Annotated in this window: 18 protein-coding genes; 14 read left to right on the forward strand and 4 right to left on the reverse strand. The window is 44.7% G+C overall.

Features of this window, described 5'->3' with window-relative positions; all coding sequences use genetic code 11:
• Positions 1-162: 162 nt before the first annotated feature.
• The 13 genes from MA03_RS01565 (at position 163) to MA03_RS01625 (ending at position 13849) form a co-directional block, all read left to right on the forward strand.
• Entirely contained in the window at positions 163-861 is a 699-nt protein-coding gene (locus MA03_RS01565) for a diacylglycerol/polyprenol kinase family protein (protein WP_052883593.1), read from the forward strand.
• Positions 862-1002: 141 nt separating this feature from the next.
• Positions 1003-1662, forward strand: a complete 660-nt coding sequence (locus MA03_RS01570; RefSeq protein ID WP_052884855.1) for a peroxiredoxin — start codon at positions 1003-1005, stop codon at positions 1660-1662.
• 93 nt (positions 1663-1755) lie between these two features.
• Positions 1756-3093 carry a DNA double-strand break repair nuclease NurA gene (locus MA03_RS01575; protein WP_052883594.1) on the forward strand — a complete coding sequence of 446 codons (1338 nt, stop codon included), beginning with the start codon at positions 1756-1758 and terminating at the stop codon, positions 3091-3093.
• Positions 3077-4690, forward strand: coding sequence for an ATP-binding protein (locus MA03_RS01580; protein WP_052883595.1), 1614 nt, complete (start codon positions 3077-3079; stop codon positions 4688-4690). Before MA03_RS01575 ends, MA03_RS01580 begins: the two co-directional genes overlap by 17 nt.
• Before the next feature lie 3 nt (positions 4691-4693).
• Positions 4694-5860 (forward strand): metallophosphoesterase family protein, encoded by a 1167-nt coding sequence (locus MA03_RS01585; protein ID WP_052883596.1) that lies wholly within the window; start codon positions 4694-4696, stop codon positions 5858-5860.
• Complete coding sequence (locus tag MA03_RS01590) at positions 5854-8379, forward strand: AAA family ATPase (protein ID WP_052883597.1); 2526 nt, start codon at positions 5854-5856, stop codon at positions 8377-8379. Before MA03_RS01585 ends, MA03_RS01590 begins: the two co-directional genes overlap by 7 nt.
• 79 nt (positions 8380-8458) lie before the next feature.
• Positions 8459-8908 (forward strand): RpiB/LacA/LacB family sugar-phosphate isomerase, encoded by a 450-nt coding sequence (locus MA03_RS01595; RefSeq protein WP_052883598.1) that lies wholly within the window; start codon positions 8459-8461, stop codon positions 8906-8908.
• Positions 8909-9649: a LamG domain-containing protein gene (locus tag MA03_RS01600; RefSeq protein ID WP_052883599.1), complete on the forward strand. Its 741-nt coding sequence runs from the start codon at positions 8909-8911 to the stop codon at positions 9647-9649. It begins immediately after the preceding gene.
• Between the two features lie 84 nt (positions 9650-9733).
• Complete coding sequence (locus MA03_RS01605; RefSeq protein ID WP_052883600.1) at positions 9734-10075, forward strand: DUF134 domain-containing protein; 342 nt, start codon at positions 9734-9736, stop codon at positions 10073-10075.
• A gap of 145 nt (positions 10076-10220) precedes the next feature.
• The gene (locus tag MA03_RS01610) at positions 10221-10526 is read left to right on the forward strand and encodes a DUF5320 domain-containing protein (protein WP_191118647.1); all 306 of its coding nucleotides are present in this window, start codon (positions 10221-10223) and stop codon (positions 10524-10526) included.
• 203 nt (positions 10527-10729) lie between these two features.
• Entirely contained in the window at positions 10730-12073 is a 1344-nt protein-coding gene (locus MA03_RS01615) for an ABC transporter substrate-binding protein (RefSeq protein WP_052883602.1), read from the forward strand.
• 43 nt (positions 12074-12116) lie between these two features.
• Positions 12117-13010, forward strand: coding sequence for a carbohydrate ABC transporter permease (locus MA03_RS01620; RefSeq protein ID WP_052884856.1), 894 nt, complete (start codon positions 12117-12119; stop codon positions 13008-13010).
• Positions 13007-13849: a carbohydrate ABC transporter permease gene (locus MA03_RS01625; RefSeq protein ID WP_052883603.1), complete on the forward strand. Its 843-nt coding sequence runs from the start codon at positions 13007-13009 to the stop codon at positions 13847-13849. Before MA03_RS01620 ends, MA03_RS01625 begins: the two co-directional genes overlap by 4 nt.
• Positions 13850-13858: 9 nt before the next feature.
• On the opposite strand, the gene MA03_RS01630 is transcribed toward MA03_RS01625, so the two are convergent.
• Positions 13859-14887: a TrmB family transcriptional regulator gene (locus tag MA03_RS01630; RefSeq protein ID WP_052883604.1), complete on the reverse strand. Its 1029-nt coding sequence runs from the start codon at positions 14885-14887 to the stop codon at positions 13859-13861.
• Positions 14888-14955: 68 nt separating this feature from the next.
• Between MA03_RS01630 and MA03_RS01635 the strand changes: the two genes are divergently transcribed.
• The gene (locus tag MA03_RS01635; RefSeq protein WP_052884857.1) at positions 14956-16182 is read left to right on the forward strand and encodes a glycosyltransferase; all 1227 of its coding nucleotides are present in this window, start codon (positions 14956-14958) and stop codon (positions 16180-16182) included.
• 209 nt (positions 16183-16391) lie between these two features.
• Here MA03_RS01635 and MA03_RS01640 read toward each other — a convergent pair whose 3' ends face one another.
• The 3 genes from MA03_RS01640 to MA03_RS01650 are packed head-to-tail and all read right to left on the reverse strand — an operon-like array spanning position 16392 to position 18221.
• Positions 16392-16781, reverse strand: coding sequence for a NifB/NifX family molybdenum-iron cluster-binding protein (locus MA03_RS01640; protein ID WP_191118648.1), 390 nt, complete (start codon positions 16779-16781; stop codon positions 16392-16394).
• 38 nt (positions 16782-16819) lie between these two features.
• On the reverse strand, positions 16820-17461 hold the full coding sequence (locus MA03_RS01645; RefSeq protein ID WP_191118649.1) for a hypothetical protein: 642 nt from the start codon (positions 17459-17461) through the stop codon (positions 16820-16822).
• Between the two features lie 46 nt (positions 17462-17507).
• Positions 17508-18221 carry a cytochrome b/b6 domain-containing protein gene (locus tag MA03_RS01650; protein WP_052883607.1) on the reverse strand — a complete coding sequence of 238 codons (714 nt, stop codon included), beginning with the start codon at positions 18219-18221 and terminating at the stop codon, positions 17508-17510.
• Between the last annotated feature and the right edge of the window lie 2 nt (positions 18222-18223).

Genomic DNA, 18223 nt, shown 5'->3' on the forward strand with positions numbered 1-18223 from the left:
TTCCAGGACTTTTCACCCTAAGGGAATTAAAATAAATATCTGTCCAGGTGTTTGTGATGTGGAAGAAATTAAGAATGTAATTTGGTTTATTCGGCGATTGACGTATTTTTAGAAAGCAATCGTTATATAGAGGGTTCTTTTCATCTTACACTGATACATCTTATGATAAATATAAACGAGGTAGTGTATGCAGCCCTACTATTTGTCTGGGTAATGTTCGTAGTAACAGTAATTGCGAAGCTAACATATGAGTTCTTTACTAAGCGCGGAGAAAGCCATAAGGTGGCCATTTATTATTCAAGAAAAGTGATACACATACTAGCAGGCGGAGTAGTGGCTCTCGTTGTCGCATTATACCCCCTATTTTCAACCCCAGCATTACCATTCGCCTTAGGGCTTCTCCTCGCATTGTTGACGTATATCCCGCATAAAACTGGTAAACTCATGTATTGGTTCCAAGACCCGGACAATATCTACGAAGTGGATTTCTGCATCATGTGGGCTATCTTTATAACTCTAGGCTGGTTTGCGGGCAACCAGCTAGGATATAATCACCCGTTCTTGTTCGGTGCATTACCGCTACTTTTCATGGCCGTAGGGGACGGCGTCACGGGAATAGTCAGGAATGCTCTCTTTAAGAGAAGGATAAAGCATTGGAGCGGAAATCTTGCAATGTTCATAGTGAGCGCTGCTATGGCTATCGCCTTAAATTTCGGACTCTCAGGAGTACTTTCGGCTCTGGCGGCGAGTTTTATTGAAAGAGTTGAGTACATAGGAGGCGTAAGGCTAGATGACAATATAACAGTACCTATCGTCTCTTTCACGACTCTATACCTTCTCCAGTCCCTTGGAATCTTTTAAGCTATCTCCTTTTTTTAAAACAAATCCTGCAACTGGGTAGTCCTTTATCTATTAGGATCACGATCTTTAAAGTATGATTTCCTAACCGAAATTTATTTAAACCTAAAAAAGTATTATGAACAGCAAAAAAGGGTGAAAACAATGTCAGAAGGAAGAATCCCCTTGTTAGGAGAAAAGATACCCTCGATGGAAGTTAAGACTACTCACGGAACAATTACTTTCCCTGATCACTATAAAGGAAAATGGATAGTGTTATTCAGCCATCCAGCAGACTTTACGCCTGTCTGCACCACGGAATTTGTAGCCTTCCAGAAGAGATTTGAGGAATTCCAGAAGCTTAATGTACAGCTTATCGGTCTAAGCATCGACCAGGTATTCAGTCATATAAAGTGGGTTGAATGGATAAAGGAGAAGCTAGGCGTCGAGATAAAGTTCCCCATAATCGCTGACGATACAGGTGAGGTTGCCAAGAAGTTTGGGATGATACACCCTGGCAAGGGCACGAACACTGTCCGAGCTGTATTCATCATCGACCCAAACGGTGTACTTAGAGCTATGCTGTACTACCCACAGGAGTTAGGCAGGAACATAGACGAAATCCTCAGAATGATTAAAGGACTGCAAACTGCTGACAAGCACGGCGTAACGATACCCGCGAACTGGCCCAACAATGAACTAATAGGTGACCACGTAATAGTTCCGCCTGCCGCCGACGAGAAAACAGCTAAGGAAAGATTGGAAAAGGCCGCGAAAAAAGAGATCGAGTGCTACGACTGGTGGTTCTGCCACAAGAAAGCCTAAAATAAAACTAATTTTTCTTCTTTTATCTGATAGTTTTACTTTCACCAAACTTTTACATCACAATTTTATACACATTGTATAGATTATGCATACGTGCCGGAATTCTTGGATCTGCTAGCAGAAGAGATTAGTCTCAAGAAGTCTTATCTTGAAGAAATAGCAGGAAAAATCTCAGAGCTATCTGAAAACTATAAGCGCATGGTCATAGAGAAATGGAGGCCTTTACCACTTCCACTTGAGGTAATCGATAAGATTTTTGCCGTGGATAGTAGTACTGGTATAGTCGAGGTTAGAGGGGGAGGAGTCGTACTTGTTGCTAGAAGCATGGCCCTCGCACCCTTCTCGAAAAGTTTCAGGAAATTGATTGTGGATGCTCTCTATCCTCGCAACACGAGGGATTTCGAGGAATATGTGAGGCTTATGAGGGAACACATAGAGCACGCTGTTGCTCTTGAATCGCTAGAGGATGAACCTGAATTTATCCTCATTGATGGCTCGCTCTATGGACGTATGATCCATGTCCTAATGGAGTTAGATCTCGAGGGTCGCGAAGACTTCATGTTCGAATATGTAAGAACTTACAGCGACTTCTTAACTCAAGCTGTAAAGCGTGGTGTGACTGTTTTAGGAGTCAGTAAGGACTCACGTTCAACACTTTTCAAGGAGGAGCTGTTAAAGAAAAAAGTCCTTGAAGTGGCAAGTGAATCAGGCGTAGAGGTAGAGGAGGTTCTTCGATTATGGACTGCCTTGAGGAGGAGGCCTCGTGAGGTTCTTGAGAAGGTTAGAGAGAAGGTTAGATCGGGAGAGTTTCCAGCCGTTATCCTGGATTACTTTGAACAGGCCCGCTCACATGTTCCAGACTCTCGCATAATTCTTGAAGCAGGTGTAGGTCAAGGCTATTCGACTCCTTTGATCCTGTCTCTCTCAAAGGTAATAGCGGGACAGTTTGACCTTGTGTTAGATGAACGTGCCAGCGACGGTAACATTGAGAAGCTTGCCAGTGTTTTCGAGAAATCAGCTGACAAGCATAGAGGGGAGTTTGTAAAAATGGCACACGAGCTTATCGCCCAGCTTAGAAGCTATCCTCCTGTTTTGATGTCATACACCATTATGGGGCCTGGTGATGATCCTTTACGTGTTGATATTATAAGTAAGGAGATTTCCGACGTAGGCTTTCTAAAAAGTGGAGCACTCCAAAGCTCTACTCGGTTCACTGACGATGATACATCTATTGCAACTGTAGAGCGGTCCTTGTCACTTTTAAGAGGGCTTTATGCAGGTGAGAAAGGCTACAATGTTTTATTGCTAGAGGTAGACCGCAGGGTTAAAATTTCAGCTGCGACTCTGGAAACATACAGGAGGGTTATAATGAGGGAGCTTGATACGCTTATTCTCCACTCGAGGGGTGAGAGACGTGTCCACTACCCTTAGACTCGTAGGAAGAATAGTTGAAAAAGCGTCTCCTGAGAGCTTTGTTTTCGTCACAGATAAGGAGGAGCACCCGCAAAAGTTCGAGTATGTAATAGTCAAGTCTAGGGAATATGTCAACGGAGTTCTCCGAGAAGTAGACGTCCTTGCACAAGTGGTCGGCGTACTCTCTAGCAGTACTGCCTTCAATTCATCATTGAATTTGACGACACTCGAAAGGGTACATCGGGCCGGTATAGACGACTCCAATATCCTTTGTACGGCTAAAACACTTGGATTCCTAGCCGAAGAAAATGGTCGCCGGGTTGTACTCATGCCTAGGAGAGCACTATTCCCAGGTAATCCAGTCTTTTTGGCTCCGGACGTGTTAGTCAGTAACTTTTTTTCCTATGAACCCGAGGAGGGACTGTATATAGGTACTCTGGTTTCCCGAAGTTCGGTCCCCGTTTACCTGAGCGTGAACGGCTTCAGAAGGCATGTAGCTGTCATTGCACAAACAGGTGCTGGTAAATCTTACACTGTTGGCGTCATAATAGAGGAACTCTTAAGGTTGGGTGGCACAGTTGTCATCATTGATCCACACGCCGACTATGTCTTCCTGAGCAGAGACAGGGATATGAAAAGACACGAGTACTCAGATAGAATCCTAGTCTTCAGAAACCCAAACAGTACGGGAAGATATTCGTCGAGTCAGCTGGATAACGTCAACGAGCTTGTTTTCAAGTTTTCAGAGCTTGAAGGCGACGAGGTTGCCGGTGTCGCCGGCATCCCAGAGGGGTGGTCGAATGTTCGGGAGGTAATACGTGCGGCTATCAAGAAGCTTCGCGAGAAAGGGAACGATTATCAGGTCAGGGATCTAATACAGGTGCTGGAAGAGATGGCTGCAAGGTCTGGAACTAAGAGAGTTAAAGAGGCTGCCCAGCGAGCTATAAACCACTTGAGACGTTTAACTAAGTTTAAAGTGTTTGGGGAAAGGACTACTTCTCTCAAAGACGAGATACTTAAACCCGGGCATGTATCAGTTATCGACTTGTCAGGGCTAAACGATGCAAGCCAGGACTATATTGTTAGCAGGATCCTTGAAGGTATATTCGAGCTGAGATACACGGGGCAATTCAGGTACCCTATATTCGTCGTGGTTGAAGAAGCTCATCGATTCGTCCCGGGTAAGGAGTCCAAGAAAAATACCATGTCCTCTCAGGTTATTAAAACAATAGCTGCAGAGGGGAGAAAGTTCGGCGTTTTCCTCGTACTGGTAACCCAGCGGCCCAGCAAGATAGACTCGGATGCTTTAAGCCAGTGCAACAGCCAGATAATATTGAGAATAACAAACCCTCTGGATCAGAGAGCAGTTCAAGAATCAAGCGAGAGGCTCAGTGCAGACCTCCTTGCAGATCTGCCTGGGCTAAACGTGGGTGAGGCTGTAATCCTAGGTGAACTCACGCGTGTGCCCGTGGTAGTCAAGGTTCGTGCTAGAAGGACAAAGGAAGGTGGTGCGGACATTGATCTGGTCGAGGAACTAAGGCAGGCAAGGGAAGAGTTAAGGCTTACCACGCCTAAAATAGCTCCACCAGCCAAGGGTGTATTCTCAGAGGTGTAAAACATGCCTCTTAGGCTAGTTCATACAGCTGACAACCACCTAGACCCAAAACTAAGTTATCTTGGTTCGAAAGCCCTCGATAGAAGACTTGACTTCTACAAATCCTTTCTCAGGGTTGTCGAGTTCGCGCTAGAGAGGAAGCCTCATCTATTCTTAGTCTCGGGGGATCTCTTCGATTCGATAAATCCCCGAAACCCCGTAAGGACGAGAGTATTGCAAGCTTTCCGTCGAATAACGTCTGAGGGCATTAAGGCCTTCGTCATCGGTGGCAACCACGACATGCCTCGATCACAAGAAGAGGGCATGTCACCCATAGGTGAGATTGAGGCCGCAGGATACGCGACATTCTTCCCAGAACTAGACGAGTTCAGGGTGGAGCACCTTAAAGTCGAGGGGCTGGACGTAGCAGTAACGGGTCTCTCCTTTGATCCTACTCTGGAAATAAGCTCTAATCCTCTTCGTGACCGCAACCTAAGGATCCCAATCGAAGGGGATATAAACATCGCCATGCTCCATTATAACTTTGCAGGCTTCAAAATACCCAAGAACTGGGCAGCACCCACGATAACTCCCGCAGATCTCCCCGAAGGCCTCAACTATCTCGCCATGGGACACCTCCACGGGCACTCCTATACAACCATTAAGGAGACACTCGTGGTCTACCCTGGGAGCACTGAGCGCAGAAGCTTCAACGAGGAAACTGACGATAAAAAGGGATTCGTGTACGTTGAGCTCACTGGTAACAATACACCCAGACTGGAGTTTATAGAGGTTCCGACCCGTCCCATGAAAACTTTTGAGGTAACTTTAGACGAGACGGTTGACGAACCCGTAACCAGGGTTCTTAAAGCCGTTAATGTCGTTGATCAAGAGCTATTGGCAAGGATCGTAATAAAGGGAAGCCTTCCCGTTGAGAAGATGTCACGCTACAGCAAGGCTGAACTATTAAACAAACTAGCAAACAACTTTTTCCACGTTGTCGTTGATGACTCTGGTCTTAAAAGCCTCTTCAAGGAGATCAAGTTAACATCTGATATAAGTTCGCCAATCGATTCCTATAAAGAGTACTTCAATGAGGCCTTATCCAATGTGACGGGCGAGGAAGCGGACATCTTGAGGCTTGCCCTGGAAATAGGTCTTAAAGTACTACAGGAGGTGGGAGCGTGGTAGTCATACATTCCATTAAAGCAGTAAACTTTAGAAGGCTTAACCTGACGACGCCTCTCAGCCTAGGAAAAGGATTTTATATAATAAAGGGCCGGAACGAGGCTGGCAAATCCACCTTAATCGAATCCATACTTTTCGGTCTTTACGGAGACCATCAAGTCATAGGCGATTTGCGGGGTAATCCACGCGGAGGCTATAATGAGGTCGTGAACCATAAGGCTCGGAGAGCACAAGTAGAGGTCGAGTTCGAGGTCGACGGTAAAAGGTACCGCGTGTACAGGGAACTTGTCAGAGAGGGTGAAACGATAAAGCAGGTTAACGCTCGCCTCATAGAAATTACACAAGGCACTGAAAGAGTCATAGCTTCTGGTACCAAGCAAGTAAACGATGAGATTCAACGTCTCTTAAGAGTCTCATGGAGAGAGATGCTCTCCACAAACATCGTTGCACAAAAAGATCTTGAGAGGATTATTCAAATGGGTAAAAGCGAGCGAGAACAAATAATTAACCTCATGATGGGTCTTGAAAGCTATAATAAGGCTATACAGGCTCTCGAGGAAACAAGGAGCAACAAAAATCGTGAAAAAGAACAACTTGATCGCGTATACCAAGAAAAAAAGAAGGAAGCCGACTCCCTAGAAGGAAAAGTAAACTCAATTCCAAACCTTATGAGAGAGCTCAAAGAAATAGAGGAAAAAATCCCTGCTCTAGGTGAGGAGGAAGCTGCACTCAAGCTAGCCCTTCAATACTTGGCGCACCTGAGGCAATCCCTTTATAAGAAAAAACAATTAGAGGACAAGAAGTCGCGTGTAGAGGAGCTCATAGCTGAAACCAAGAAGGCTATCAGAGATGAACAGGAAAAAAAGAACAGAAATGATAATGAAATAAAACAAATAGAAGGAAAACTACCAAAGTTACAAGATGAACTCGAAAAGATCCAAAAGGAACTTGAGCAGCTGCAATCAACGTATGAAGATAAACTGAAAATACTTAGCGATTTAAAATCCTACAAGGATAACTGGGACAGAGAGTATGACAGGATGAAAGGGATAAGCAACGAATTAGAGACTCTAGAAGACGACATAAGGAGAATAGAGATCGCTAAAAAGGAGCTCGCGAAACTCGAAGAAGAGAAAAGAAATATAGAGCTACTCCTAGCTTCCATAAAACCCTCCATACAACCTTATCTGAGTAGTATAGGTCTCGCCTTCATAGCTTTGCTCGCTTTGCTATACCAAGCTACTTGGGTTGCTATTCCACTTTCAGGCGTCTCACTTATTGTTTTTCTTGTAACCTATCATCGTAGATCTTCCCTCAAGCAAGAATTGCTAACTAAACTGGGTAGACTTGAGTCGGAAATAGGTCCAAGGAAAGCTCTTGTTGCTCAGCTTGAGGGGAAAAATAAACGTTTAGAAGATCTAAAATTAGAGGAAGAGAAAATCCGGGCTCATCTCGAGAGACTGGAACAGGAGATCATCATACTTACTGGCGAAAGTAATGCAGCAAGCATTGATAAAGCATTAAATGCTCTGCAAAATGAGGTTAAACTCCTCAGTGAGAAAATTAATGAACTGAGGGAAAAGGAGAGCAACCTGAAGGCTGGGATTGAAAGCAGTGGCAAGCAGTTAGAAAGGCTCAAACAGGAAGTCAAGGAATCCACAGAGAAGCTAGAAGAACTTAACGCTAAATTAAGCAAACTAGAAGAGAATAGAAGGAAGATATTAGAGGAACTGGAGCACGTAATCATACCATCCGTTCCACCAGGACTCAAGGGTAGGGTAGAATACGTTGAGATGGCTGCTGAGGAACAAGACCTCGACCTGGTAGATAGGGTATATCGCAAGTTAGACGATGATTTACTGGGAATCTCTAATAAAAAAACAGAATTAAATGTACGGAAGGAAACCCTGAAAAAAGAGTTAAGCGAGGCTGAGATGATTAAGCCGCGACTACAAGAGCTCCAAGAAGAGATTAAAAAATTAGAGGAAGAGCGTAAACGCCTCGATAAGGAGTTTGAAGCTGTCAAAAGAGCTCTTCAGGCACTGAAAGAGATATCACGTAGGAGGCGTGAGTTGTTCGCCCCTCTGGTCGAGAACTATATGAGCTGGACAATAAACTACTTTACAGACGGAAGGTACAAAGCCGTTAGGTTGCAGCCTGATACCTACGACTTGGAGGTATATGATGCTGAGGCAGGAAGATGGCTTAGACGAGACATTTATTCAGGGGGAACGAACGACCAGTTCCTTTTAGCTTTAAGGATAGCTTTCACGCTTGCGCTTCTACCTAGCTCTAAGGGCTCTTATCCTAAATTCATAGTTCTCGACGAGCCTCTCGGCTCGTCGGATGGAGAAAGGAGGGAGAGGATAGTTAGTTTCTTCGCAGGGGAGCTCTCAAGGTTCTTTGATCAGATCTTTCTAATAACCCATGTAGAGGTGGAGGAGCCACCCGGAGCCACTATAATTTATATCGAAGATGGAAGAATAACAAGGGTATACAAGGCTGGCGGCGAGGAGGCATAATTCTCAAGTGTTAGACGAGCATTAGTAGAGTAGGGTTTCGAGGTAATTATTTAAGGACTCCATGCTTTTACAGAGATGTATGAGGGTCGCTGTCGGCTCAGACGACCTTTACCCAGTCGCCTTGTTCATTGTTAAGGAGTTGGAGAGGAGAGGCTTTGAGGTTATCAAGGTCGGCTCTCTTGAGACGGGAAAGCCTTATCCCTGGCCAAGAGTTGGGCAGACTGTAGGAGAGCTTGTAGCCAGCGGTAAAGTGGACACCGGTATAGTGATATGTTATACGGGGACAGGTGTTTCCATTGCTGCAAACAAGGTTCGCGGTGTTCGAGCAGCTCTTTGTTTCGACGCTAAGACGGCTAGAGGCGCTAGACTGTGGAACGATGCAAATGTGCTAGCCCTGAGCGGCAGGCTCACTAGCGAGGAGGTCGCAAAGGAGATCCTAGACGAATGGTTCTTGACGAGAGAAATAGACCCCTCTGAGAGAGAAAACATAGAGAGCCTGAAAAGGCTAGACGCTGAGAGGTGCACGTGAGTGCATAAGGGGTTTACTAAGAGCGAGGAAGGCCTCTACGACGAGTTCGAGGAAAGGACACCCTACTGGGATTACAGGACAGACAATTACGCCTCAATTAGCGTCAGGGACAGCAAGCTTACACTTTGTAGCGGTCCAACAGAAGCTCTCTACTATTCCAACGCTGAGATATCCGATGGAAGGTTTGACGATCTCCCCTGGGAAACCAAGACGTTTGAGGCAAAGCTGAGAATGTCTCAGCTGCACTACGGCTCAGCAGGATGGGGCTTCTGGAACCACTCGATGCTCTTCAGCCTCAGCAGGCCGATATGGTTTATACATTTGCAGAGCAGGGGCCCATATATTTTCCAGGGCTTCTTTGCGCAGGCTGTTACAGGCTTTATACCGATTAAAATTTACCGAGGATCTCTGCTGGCTCCAAGCCTCATCTCAAGGCTAACAGGAGGTGCGATAGGCGTAACAATTTACACTCACAAACCCGTGCTTCAAAACCTCGATTTAACTGATTGGCACACCTACAAGATAGAATGGTTGAAGACTGAGGCAAAATACTATATAGATGGCAGCCTTGTAGCCAGGCTTCCCATTAATGCAGGATCGTTCAAAGCAAGGGCGGATATATGGATAGACAACGCAGTCTTCGGCTATAACAGAAGAGATGCAGGTCAGGTCTACAGGCACTTGACCCAAGAGAATAGAAGCAAGTCCTGTATCGAAGTAGAATATATAAAAATCTATTAGATGATACCCCGCTTAAATCTATTTAAACGAATCACTTATTAGTTCATAAGAATACAAGTAATTCTATAGAGGACTGTATTCATCATGCATAAATGGGGAAGACGAAGGAGAACAGGCAGACACTGGAGGGGGTCTCCCCCCAACGAGAATTCTCCTCAAGGAATAGTGTTCCTACCTCTGCCTGGGAACACGGCTCACATAAATCTTGAGGAGAGCGTCGATATATATCCGGAGGAACTGGAAGTGTTAAAGATAGTTTATATTGATGGTTTAACAATTGATGAAGCGGCGTCTATGCTGGGTTTTTCAAATGCCACTCTATGGCGAATCTTAGACTCTGCTAGGAGGAAATTAGTTGATGCGTTAATAAATCTGAAGCCTATTCGTATAAGCCTCTCTACTTCAAAACCATCCATGGAGGAATGAACGATTAGGCCTCACCGTTATTCACACTGAAAAGTTCTTATTGTTGTAAAATATCTCATTTCATTGTCTGTTCCAGGCTTTATCCTCGTTCACGGCATCGAAAAACTTAAATATATGTGAAATATATTTCAAAATGGTGTAAGACATGTCACCAGGTTGGGGGTGGTATCGAGGCTGGGGACCATACCCAGGCAGAGGACCATTCTCTTACCTTCCGCCATGGCAGCGCCCTGGATGGATCTACGGACCAGGATGGTGCTGGTGGTACTACGCACGCTACGGCAGTCTTCCAACGTTTCCACTTCCCACCGCTCAGGTGCCTACTGTACAACAAGAGTATCTCGAAGCATACAGGCAGTGGCTAGAAGATGCACGACGAAACCTGGAACGGGAGATCCAAGAACTGGATAAAAGAATAAAGGAGCTTAAAGGACAAGGAAAAACCGATTAATTTTTCCCCTTAAGACTTCAATATTTTTTTTTCTTTCTCCTACACCCTAGATTTTTAGATAGGGAGGCTCATTACTTCCTTATTTAGCTCTTCTCCTCATATATACATAATGATTCCTTGAGAGTGCTATGTTCTGATTCACTACCACTTTAAAGTGGTAGTGTAGTAAAACTTAAATCTTTGTATTGGAGTTAATATTCTTGATGAGCCAAACGCAAAACAAGTTAGTCATTTTCGCAGTTGTCTTGGCTCTCCTTGCCCTGGTCCTAAGTCTTTACTCCGTCATCACTCTACAATCACTTGCCTCGCGCATAACCGACTTGTCAAACTCTGTTGCCGGTCTAAAATCTGACATACAGGCCTTAAGTCAGCAGATAGGTAAGGCCGTCCCAACTCAACCAGCTCCTCAGCAGAAAGTAAAGCTTGTAGTCATAGGACCCTGGAGTGGGGACGAAGCCAAATACTTCCAAGCAGTCATAGAAGCTTATCAGCGAACCCACCCCAACGTTGAAATAGAATACAGGACGATGAGGGCGGAGGATGTTGCGGCAACAATGCCTATACAGTTTGCCGCGGGAGTTGCTCCGGGAGACGTCATCTTCGGATGGGGTTGGTTCATCGCCAAGATGGGTAAAGAGGGACATTTGGTAGATCTTACGAGTATCATCAAGCAAGACGAGTATGTTTCCGGAATACTGGATGCCGTCAAAGCTGACGGTAAGGTCTGGGGAGCTCCATTCACGATGTGGTTGAAGCCTGGCTTCTGGTATCGTAAGTCCTTCTTCCAAAAATACGGGTTATCCGAGCCAAAATCTTATGACGAATTTGTGCAGCTTTTAGAAAAAATCAAGTCTATACAGGGTGTAAAGAATCCGATTGCCAGTGGAGACGGTATGGGCTGGCCTTTGTCTGATATCGTGGAGCACTTCATAATAGCCTACGGAGGCCCCCAGATGCAGTTAAACCTCATTTCCGGTAAGACGAGGTTTACAGATCCTAGCGTTAGGAGGGTCTTTGAGAACTACCTTGTGCCGTTGCTTCAAAAGAAGTACTTTAGCGAGCCTATTGAGTGGACTACTGTTATCCCTAAATGGTGGGCCGGCGAGTATGGGTTATACTTTATGGGTACATGGATTACCGGAATGGTGGAGGATCCCAATGATCTTGACTTCTTCCCGCTCCCTGAAAGTAAAGGTGTCGTAGGAGGGGCTGATTATGCCTTCGTACCTAAGTACTCGAAAAACGTAGATGCCGCTGTTGACTTTCTCAAGTTTTTGGCCACCGAAGGACAAGGGGTTCACGCGAGCGTCCCGTCAGGCAAGATACCGACATGGACGAAGGTTCCAGTAAGCCAATTATGGAAACCTATGCAAAGCGTATATACCAAGATTACTCAGAGAGGAATGGCGATCCTGCCTGACCTGGATGACTCTATTGGAGGAGACTGGCAGAAGCTTTTCTGGGATCAGCTGAAGCTCCTATGGGTCAACCCCGGGGCATTGGACTCCGTACTTAAAACTCTGGAGAGCGCTCAGCCGAAACCTTAAATCTTTAAAAATAAAAAATAAAATATTTTTTTGGGTGAAAAACTTGAATAAAGAATCGAAAATTGATTTATTATTATTTCTTTTACCTCCTCTGGTAGTACTCTCCATATTCGTCATTTATCCGATCATTGGGACAGTCGTCCTCAGTTTTATCTCTAAAGGGACTTTTTCGCTCTCAAACTATTACGAGGTGCTAACTGAAAGCATACCTCTCAAAGCCTTGATCTTGACAAAGCTGGAACCAACACCTCCTTGGGGAGCCCTCATCCACAACGCAGTTTGGATCTTAATCTCTGTTCCTGCGGTTGTACTACTAGGGATGATACTAGCCTATGTTCTCAGGTATGTTTTTGGATCAAGCTTTGTCTTAGGAACAGTTTTCCTAGGGATGGTACTACCGGGTGTCGTTAGTGGTCTCGTAATCAGATTCATGTTCGATGACAGCATAGGTATCTTTCCGAGAATATTCGCGGTTTTAGGGGTTCCTATGCTCTCAAAGACATGGACCATATACCCTCAGACAGCTCTATTAGCCCTTATTTTAGGATCTATCTGGCTCTGGCTTGGATTCAGCGTTACTCTTTACTCTGCGGGTCTTGACTCCATACCTTCAAGCATGATAGAATCAGCTCTTGTAGATGGTGCGTCGCAGTGGCAGATATTCGCCAAGATTATCGTACCTCAACTTAGACCCGTGACTACGGTTGTAATACTTATGACCGTAATGTGGGTCCTGAAAATTTTCGACATAGTATACGTTGTCACGGGTGGAGGACCCGGCGGATCGTCAACAGTACTCGCCATGATAATGTATATGTACTTTGCCAGCTCCCTAGAGTACCATAAGGCGGCAGCTGTCGCCGTTATATTAGCTCTTCTAACCCTTATACCTGCGTATTGGTATATTCGCATAGTTTTAAAAGGTGAGAGAGAGTGAGTAAAGCTAGGATTTCACTTAAAGGAGTGCTTCTCAATCTCATCGTATGGGTTTTTACCATCCTATGGCTCCTGCCCTTCATAGCTCTACTTATTATGTCTGTAAAGCCCTACACGGAGGTAATACTTCATGGGTGGTGGAGCCTTGGAGGGAATTACTCGCTCAAAAACTACCTAGAGGTCTTGATGAATCCCTCCTACAACTTCCTCCAAGGTATAGAGAACTCATTGATAATTTCAATTACGAGCACAGTAATACCAATATTTTTCGCAGCAATGGTAGCCTACTCTCTAACCTATCTGTCGTTCCGATACAAAACCCTCCTATTCACTATGATACTTTTCTTCATGTCTATACCCCAGCAAATGGTAGTTATACCCCTCTTCAACCTCTATGTGAAGCTAGGATTGAATAACACGCTAACTGGTCTTATACTGCTTCATAGCGCTTGGGGTATACCATGGATAGCCTTCTTCCTGCGTAACTATTTGAAGCTTATACCCTTAAGCTTCGTTGAAGCCGCGCGAGTCGACGGCGCCTCCGAGATGAGCATATTTCTAAGAATTCTGCTACCTATAAGCATACCCGCACTAATAGCGGCATCCGCCATACAGTTCACTTGGGTGTGGGGCGACTTCTTCTATGCTATGATATTTCTACCATCTCCAGACCTCTACGTCGTCACGCAGCGCTTAGCACTACTTAAGGGAGAGTATCACATTGACTGGGGGCTACTGAGCGCCGGAGCCATCCTTGCAATGATTCCTCCGCTCGCAATCTACTTGGCCTTTAAGAAGTATTACGTGAGAGGTTTCGTGGGATGGGGCCTAAAAGGGTAGCATCGCGCCTCAGAGTATTTTTACCTTGAAAATATGCCCTTCTATGTCCTCAAACCTGGCTCCTCTCCCTCCAACTGTTAATTTTTTACCTCCAACATCAAGTACAAGGGCTAGTGTTACCCCAAAGCTATTTTCTTGCAGGGCTAGTGGCTTGCCACTAACCTCGACCATTTTTCCGCTTTTTCTCTCGACTCCATTAACAGACACCATGGTTTGATAACCTTTTTTCAACACGTCTGATATAACTTCCCTAATAAGCCAAAGTGACGTGGAGGTGTATTCTAAGCCTCTCAAAGCCTGGATCTCCTTTACAGTCTGACTTACGCGCCACACAGAATGATTGAAAAAATCATTTAGTAACCTGAGCAATCCCTCATCAGTTATCTCGAGTGTGTTCTCATCTTGAAAAACGAGACACTTAGCAGAGTCTACAATAATTATTGGTAGAACTCTTACCGCTCTTCTTCGAATACCTATCCAAGGTGCTTCGGCATGGAATGGCGGATTTGCCTCAAAAGAGACGAGGGCAGTTAGTCTTCCGGGCTTATTCAAATACAATTCAGGATCTTCAATAATTTCAAGTAGTAGCTCGGGTGTAGCCGCTATCAGTATCTCGTATTTGGCACTCAAGAGCATTTCCCTTGCTCTCCTCAATAATTCGCTGTAATTTCTAATTATTTTTACACCAAATTTAGAAGAGGCTGTTGTATATGTGATATTTTGCCTTAGTACCTGTAAGGCAGTCTCTTTCTTCTCTAGTATTTTCCTACTAGCATGATCGGCTAGCCTTTCAACAGCCTCAGCAGGGGGTACTCCTCTATATCTTCTAGGCTTTGCTAAGATCTCTTCGACTATTCCCAGCTTTGTCAGTGAATCAAGGATCTCGTAAATCCTTGGCTGTGGTACCCTTGCTAGAGAAGCTATCTCACTGGCTGTTCTCTCCTTCCCATCAGCAATCGCCAGATAGACTTTAGCCTGGTAAGGGGTTAACCCAAGTTCGATTAGAGCTGTTTCTGCTAGTTCACGCGCGTTATTCACATTTTTCAGAATATTCTGTCTTCGGAAAAATATTTCTTTAAGATAACTACTACTTAATTGTGGTAGCCATGAAAGTAACACCAAAATATACACGTAGCATTGATGATTATGTAAAAGTAACAGGAGAGGACGATGTTAATGAGTTGAAGGCTCTGGGAGAAAGTTTCCGAGGGAAAAGCATCCTTCACATAAACTCTACACCTTACGGGGGAGGTGTGGCCGAGATTCTCCACAGTATGGTACCTCTAATGAAGTCCCTAGACATCGATGCAAGGTGGGAGGTCATAGAGGCTGAAGATGATTTTTTCAACATAACGAAGAAAATTCACAATGGTCTGCAAGGAAACCTTGACATTTCCCTAACTGAAGAGGAGTGGGAGGTCTACCTCAAGTGGAATCGGTACAACGCTGAAATTCTCGATCTGGATGCCGATTTCATAATTGTACACGACCCACAGCCTATGGCACTTCCATCATTCGCTAAAAAAGGCAAGCAACATTGGATATGGAGATGTCATATCGACTTGACTCATCCAAATCCGCTTTTTTGGAGACGTCTTGGCCCACTCGTTAACCAGTATGACGCGGTGATTGTTCATAGTGAGGAATATATTCGTGACGAATTTAAAGATAAAGCTTTCGTGTCACCTCCCAGCATAGATCCCTTAAGCGATAAAAATAGAGAGCTAACGGGAGAGGAAGTTGTAAAGGTATCCGAGAGATTTAACGTTGATCCAGAGAAACCTTCCATAACGAAAGTTGCAAGATTTGATCCATGGAAAGATATCCCCGCTGCGATAGACGTTTACAAAATATTGAAGAAAAAACGTGATCTCCAGCTTTTAATTATCTCGATGATGGCTAGAGATGATCCAGAAGGGTTAGTTTTTTACGAAAAAGTAAAAGAGCACGTTGGTCAAGACGAGGACATACATATACTGACTGATGAAATGGGAGTCAGAGATTTAGAGGTGAATGCCTTCCAGCGAGGGTCCAGGGTAGGAATACACACGGCTATACGTGAAGGCTTTGGTCTAGTGGTCTCCGAAATGCTTTGGAAAAGAGTACCTGTAGTGGCTCGACCAGTTGGAGGGGTAAAGATACAGGTCATACATGGCGTGACGGGTTACACAGCTTCCACAGTTCAGGATTTGGCCCAACATGTTGAATCACTCCTGGAAAATGCTGGGTTACGTAAAAGTATGGGAGAGGCAGGACGTGAACATGTTAGGAGGAACTTCGTTATTACACGACATGTTTACAGGTATCTCTCCCTTCTCGCCAAGTTCTTATGATTGAATGTGAAATAAAAAGATGTGGTATTTCTTTGGTTATTCATTATTTAAGACTTAGCCGAATTCTTTGGTTTTTACATTAGCGTCTTGAGGATTATGCTTAGAAAGTTTAGGAAAACTTCTGATGATTAGTTTCTGCGAAAACTAAAGTAGACTCAGACACTTGCCATTAAATAACAACTTTACTTTCAAATATATAATAGGAAGCATTAATTATGATGATCGTCAGCTTCTTTTGGTTCTCCTGCCTCCTCAACTTTCCCGCTAATAAAGTTCTCTACTGCTTCTTCAAGAGAAATCGTCGCTTTGCCCGGAGAGGGCCTCACATAGAATATTTTCAATCCGAGATCCTTAAGTCTGTAGAAAGCCCCATATCCTATGCCCATGGTTAGAATTGCCTGAACTTCTCTGCTTAGAAGCTCGTGGAGAAGCCCACTCACCTTTCCGTGTTCATGCGCTTCATGAACATTTTGAAACACCTCTAAAACCTTAAATTGGGAGTCGCCGACGTCCACGATGGCGAAGGCTGGAGCTCTACCGAAATGCGGTACAAGGAAATATTTCTCCCCAGATTTCACAACCGGGATAGCTATCTTCATAATCATCACTAGACATCAATATCGACACAGTTAAAACTCTAATCTGGGTTCTCGACCCCTCCTTCAGACTTCTCTAAGTCTCTAAATGCTAGCCTTAAAGCGAAGTGTAAACCCTGAATTTCCTTATCGCTAAGGCCATCTCTATCAACCTCTCCAAATATATGGCCGCACTTTTTACACCTGAACACCTTTACCTCTCCTCTCCGTGTCACATAGCTCTCAAAAACCTCTCTACCCTTCGAGCCGCATCGCGGACACATGAATCTCTCGTGGACTCTCTCGTACCCACAAATGCATCTGCTCCTGGCCTCCACAACCTCAAAGCTTAGCGTAGGCTTTTTATCAAGTAAAAGGAGGGTAGGATAGTTTCCACATATTGGGCAGCTCAAGTTCGCGGCTTCTATTTTTTGACTAAATTCATTAACGAGGAGTCTGCTCAACGTATAGTCCAAGAGGGCTTTATCACTAGCCACATCCTCAGGCAATGCCTTCTTTATCTCTTCAATATTCTCAACGTTTTTTATTAGAGGGGGCTCGAATCTGTTTAATACGGGTTTTGGGGAGCTTATGATGAGTTCCTCTAACCGGATGATGTATTTGTAAATGCTTTGCATTGTCTCCCTGCAATTCTCGGATTCTCCACACACAGCTCTAATAAGAGACTCGATAACCTTGGACAAGTGTACTCACCAGGAAAGAAGGTAAAGGTAAAGAAAAAGATTTTGTTTATTCTTCAGGGGCTATATTATACCGCTTGATAAAGGCTTGCATGTGGTCCTTAAGCCACTCGAATGGTGCGTAGCCGTCACCGAACATCGCTTCTAATAGTGGCGTGTTAGCTGGATGTAGCGAGGCGAACACGTGGAGTAGGACGAATAGAACTGTTATGCCGAAGCCTAGATCGTGTAGGAAGAGTAGAAGTGCAGCGGTCTGGTCTGAAAGGCCAAGGGCGAAGCGCAGCATAAGGCCCACGCCGCTGAGGGCTAGTAAGGCGAATCCTATAGCAAGGAGTAAAGCTAGGTAGGCAACGAACACGTTATGTCTTTCCAGTCTTTCCTTGACATCACTTGGTAGTGGTTTGCCGAACAGGTATAGCCCGGCTAGTGCTTTAGCCTCCTGTATCTGCTGCCCGATAGGCTTTTTCAACGCGTCAATGACTCTCAGATTTCCGCTGCAGAAGAGGTAACAACCATATATTATGATGAGGCCTCCCCACGCTATTCCGAAGATCCTGTGGAGTACCCTGAAGACTTGCACGCCCGCGGTGACTGGATCGGTGTTCATGTAAGGTGCAAAAGGTAGTCCTACTATGTATGCCAGCCAGGAGAAGTACTCGATGGCCATTAATGTTATCCCCGTTATAGATAGAAAAGCTATGAAGTGAAGGTTGTGTGTATGCGCGATCCTGTAACTGTTACTAATAATTTTTACCCTCTTCATTC

The sequence above is a fragment of the Thermofilum uzonense genome, assembly GCF_000993805.1.
Taxonomy (GTDB): Archaea; Thermoproteota; Thermoprotei; order Thermofilales; family Thermofilaceae; genus Thermofilum; species Thermofilum uzonense.

What these genes read in the sequence shown, in the direction of transcription:
- MA03_RS01595 (WP_052883598.1), top strand. Translation starts at nt 8,459, where the DNA reads ATGAGGGTCGCTGTCGGCTCAGACGACCTTTACCCAGTCGCCTTGTTC.
- MA03_RS01585 (WP_052883596.1), top strand. Translation starts at nt 4,694, where the DNA reads ATGCCTCTTAGGCTAGTTCATACAGCTGACAACCACCTAGACCCAAAA.
- MA03_RS01610 (WP_191118647.1), top strand. Translation starts at nt 10,221, where the DNA reads ATGTCACCAGGTTGGGGGTGGTATCGAGGCTGGGGACCATACCCAGGC.
- MA03_RS01640 (WP_191118648.1), bottom strand. Translation starts at nt 16,781, where the DNA reads ATGAAGATAGCTATCCCGGTTGTGAAATCTGGGGAGAAATATTTCCTT.
- MA03_RS01570 (WP_052884855.1), top strand. Translation starts at nt 1,003, where the DNA reads ATGTCAGAAGGAAGAATCCCCTTGTTAGGAGAAAAGATACCCTCGATG.
- MA03_RS01565 (WP_052883593.1), top strand. Translation starts at nt 163, where the DNA reads ATGATAAATATAAACGAGGTAGTGTATGCAGCCCTACTATTTGTCTGG.
- MA03_RS01605 (WP_052883600.1), top strand. Translation starts at nt 9,734, where the DNA reads ATGCATAAATGGGGAAGACGAAGGAGAACAGGCAGACACTGGAGGGGG.
- MA03_RS01635 (WP_052884857.1), top strand. Translation starts at nt 14,956, where the DNA reads ATGAAAGTAACACCAAAATATACACGTAGCATTGATGATTATGTAAAA.
- MA03_RS01650 (WP_052883607.1), bottom strand. Translation starts at nt 18,221, where the DNA reads ATGAAGAGGGTAAAAATTATTAGTAACAGTTACAGGATCGCGCATACA.
- MA03_RS01615 (WP_052883602.1), top strand. Translation starts at nt 10,730, where the DNA reads ATGAGCCAAACGCAAAACAAGTTAGTCATTTTCGCAGTTGTCTTGGCT.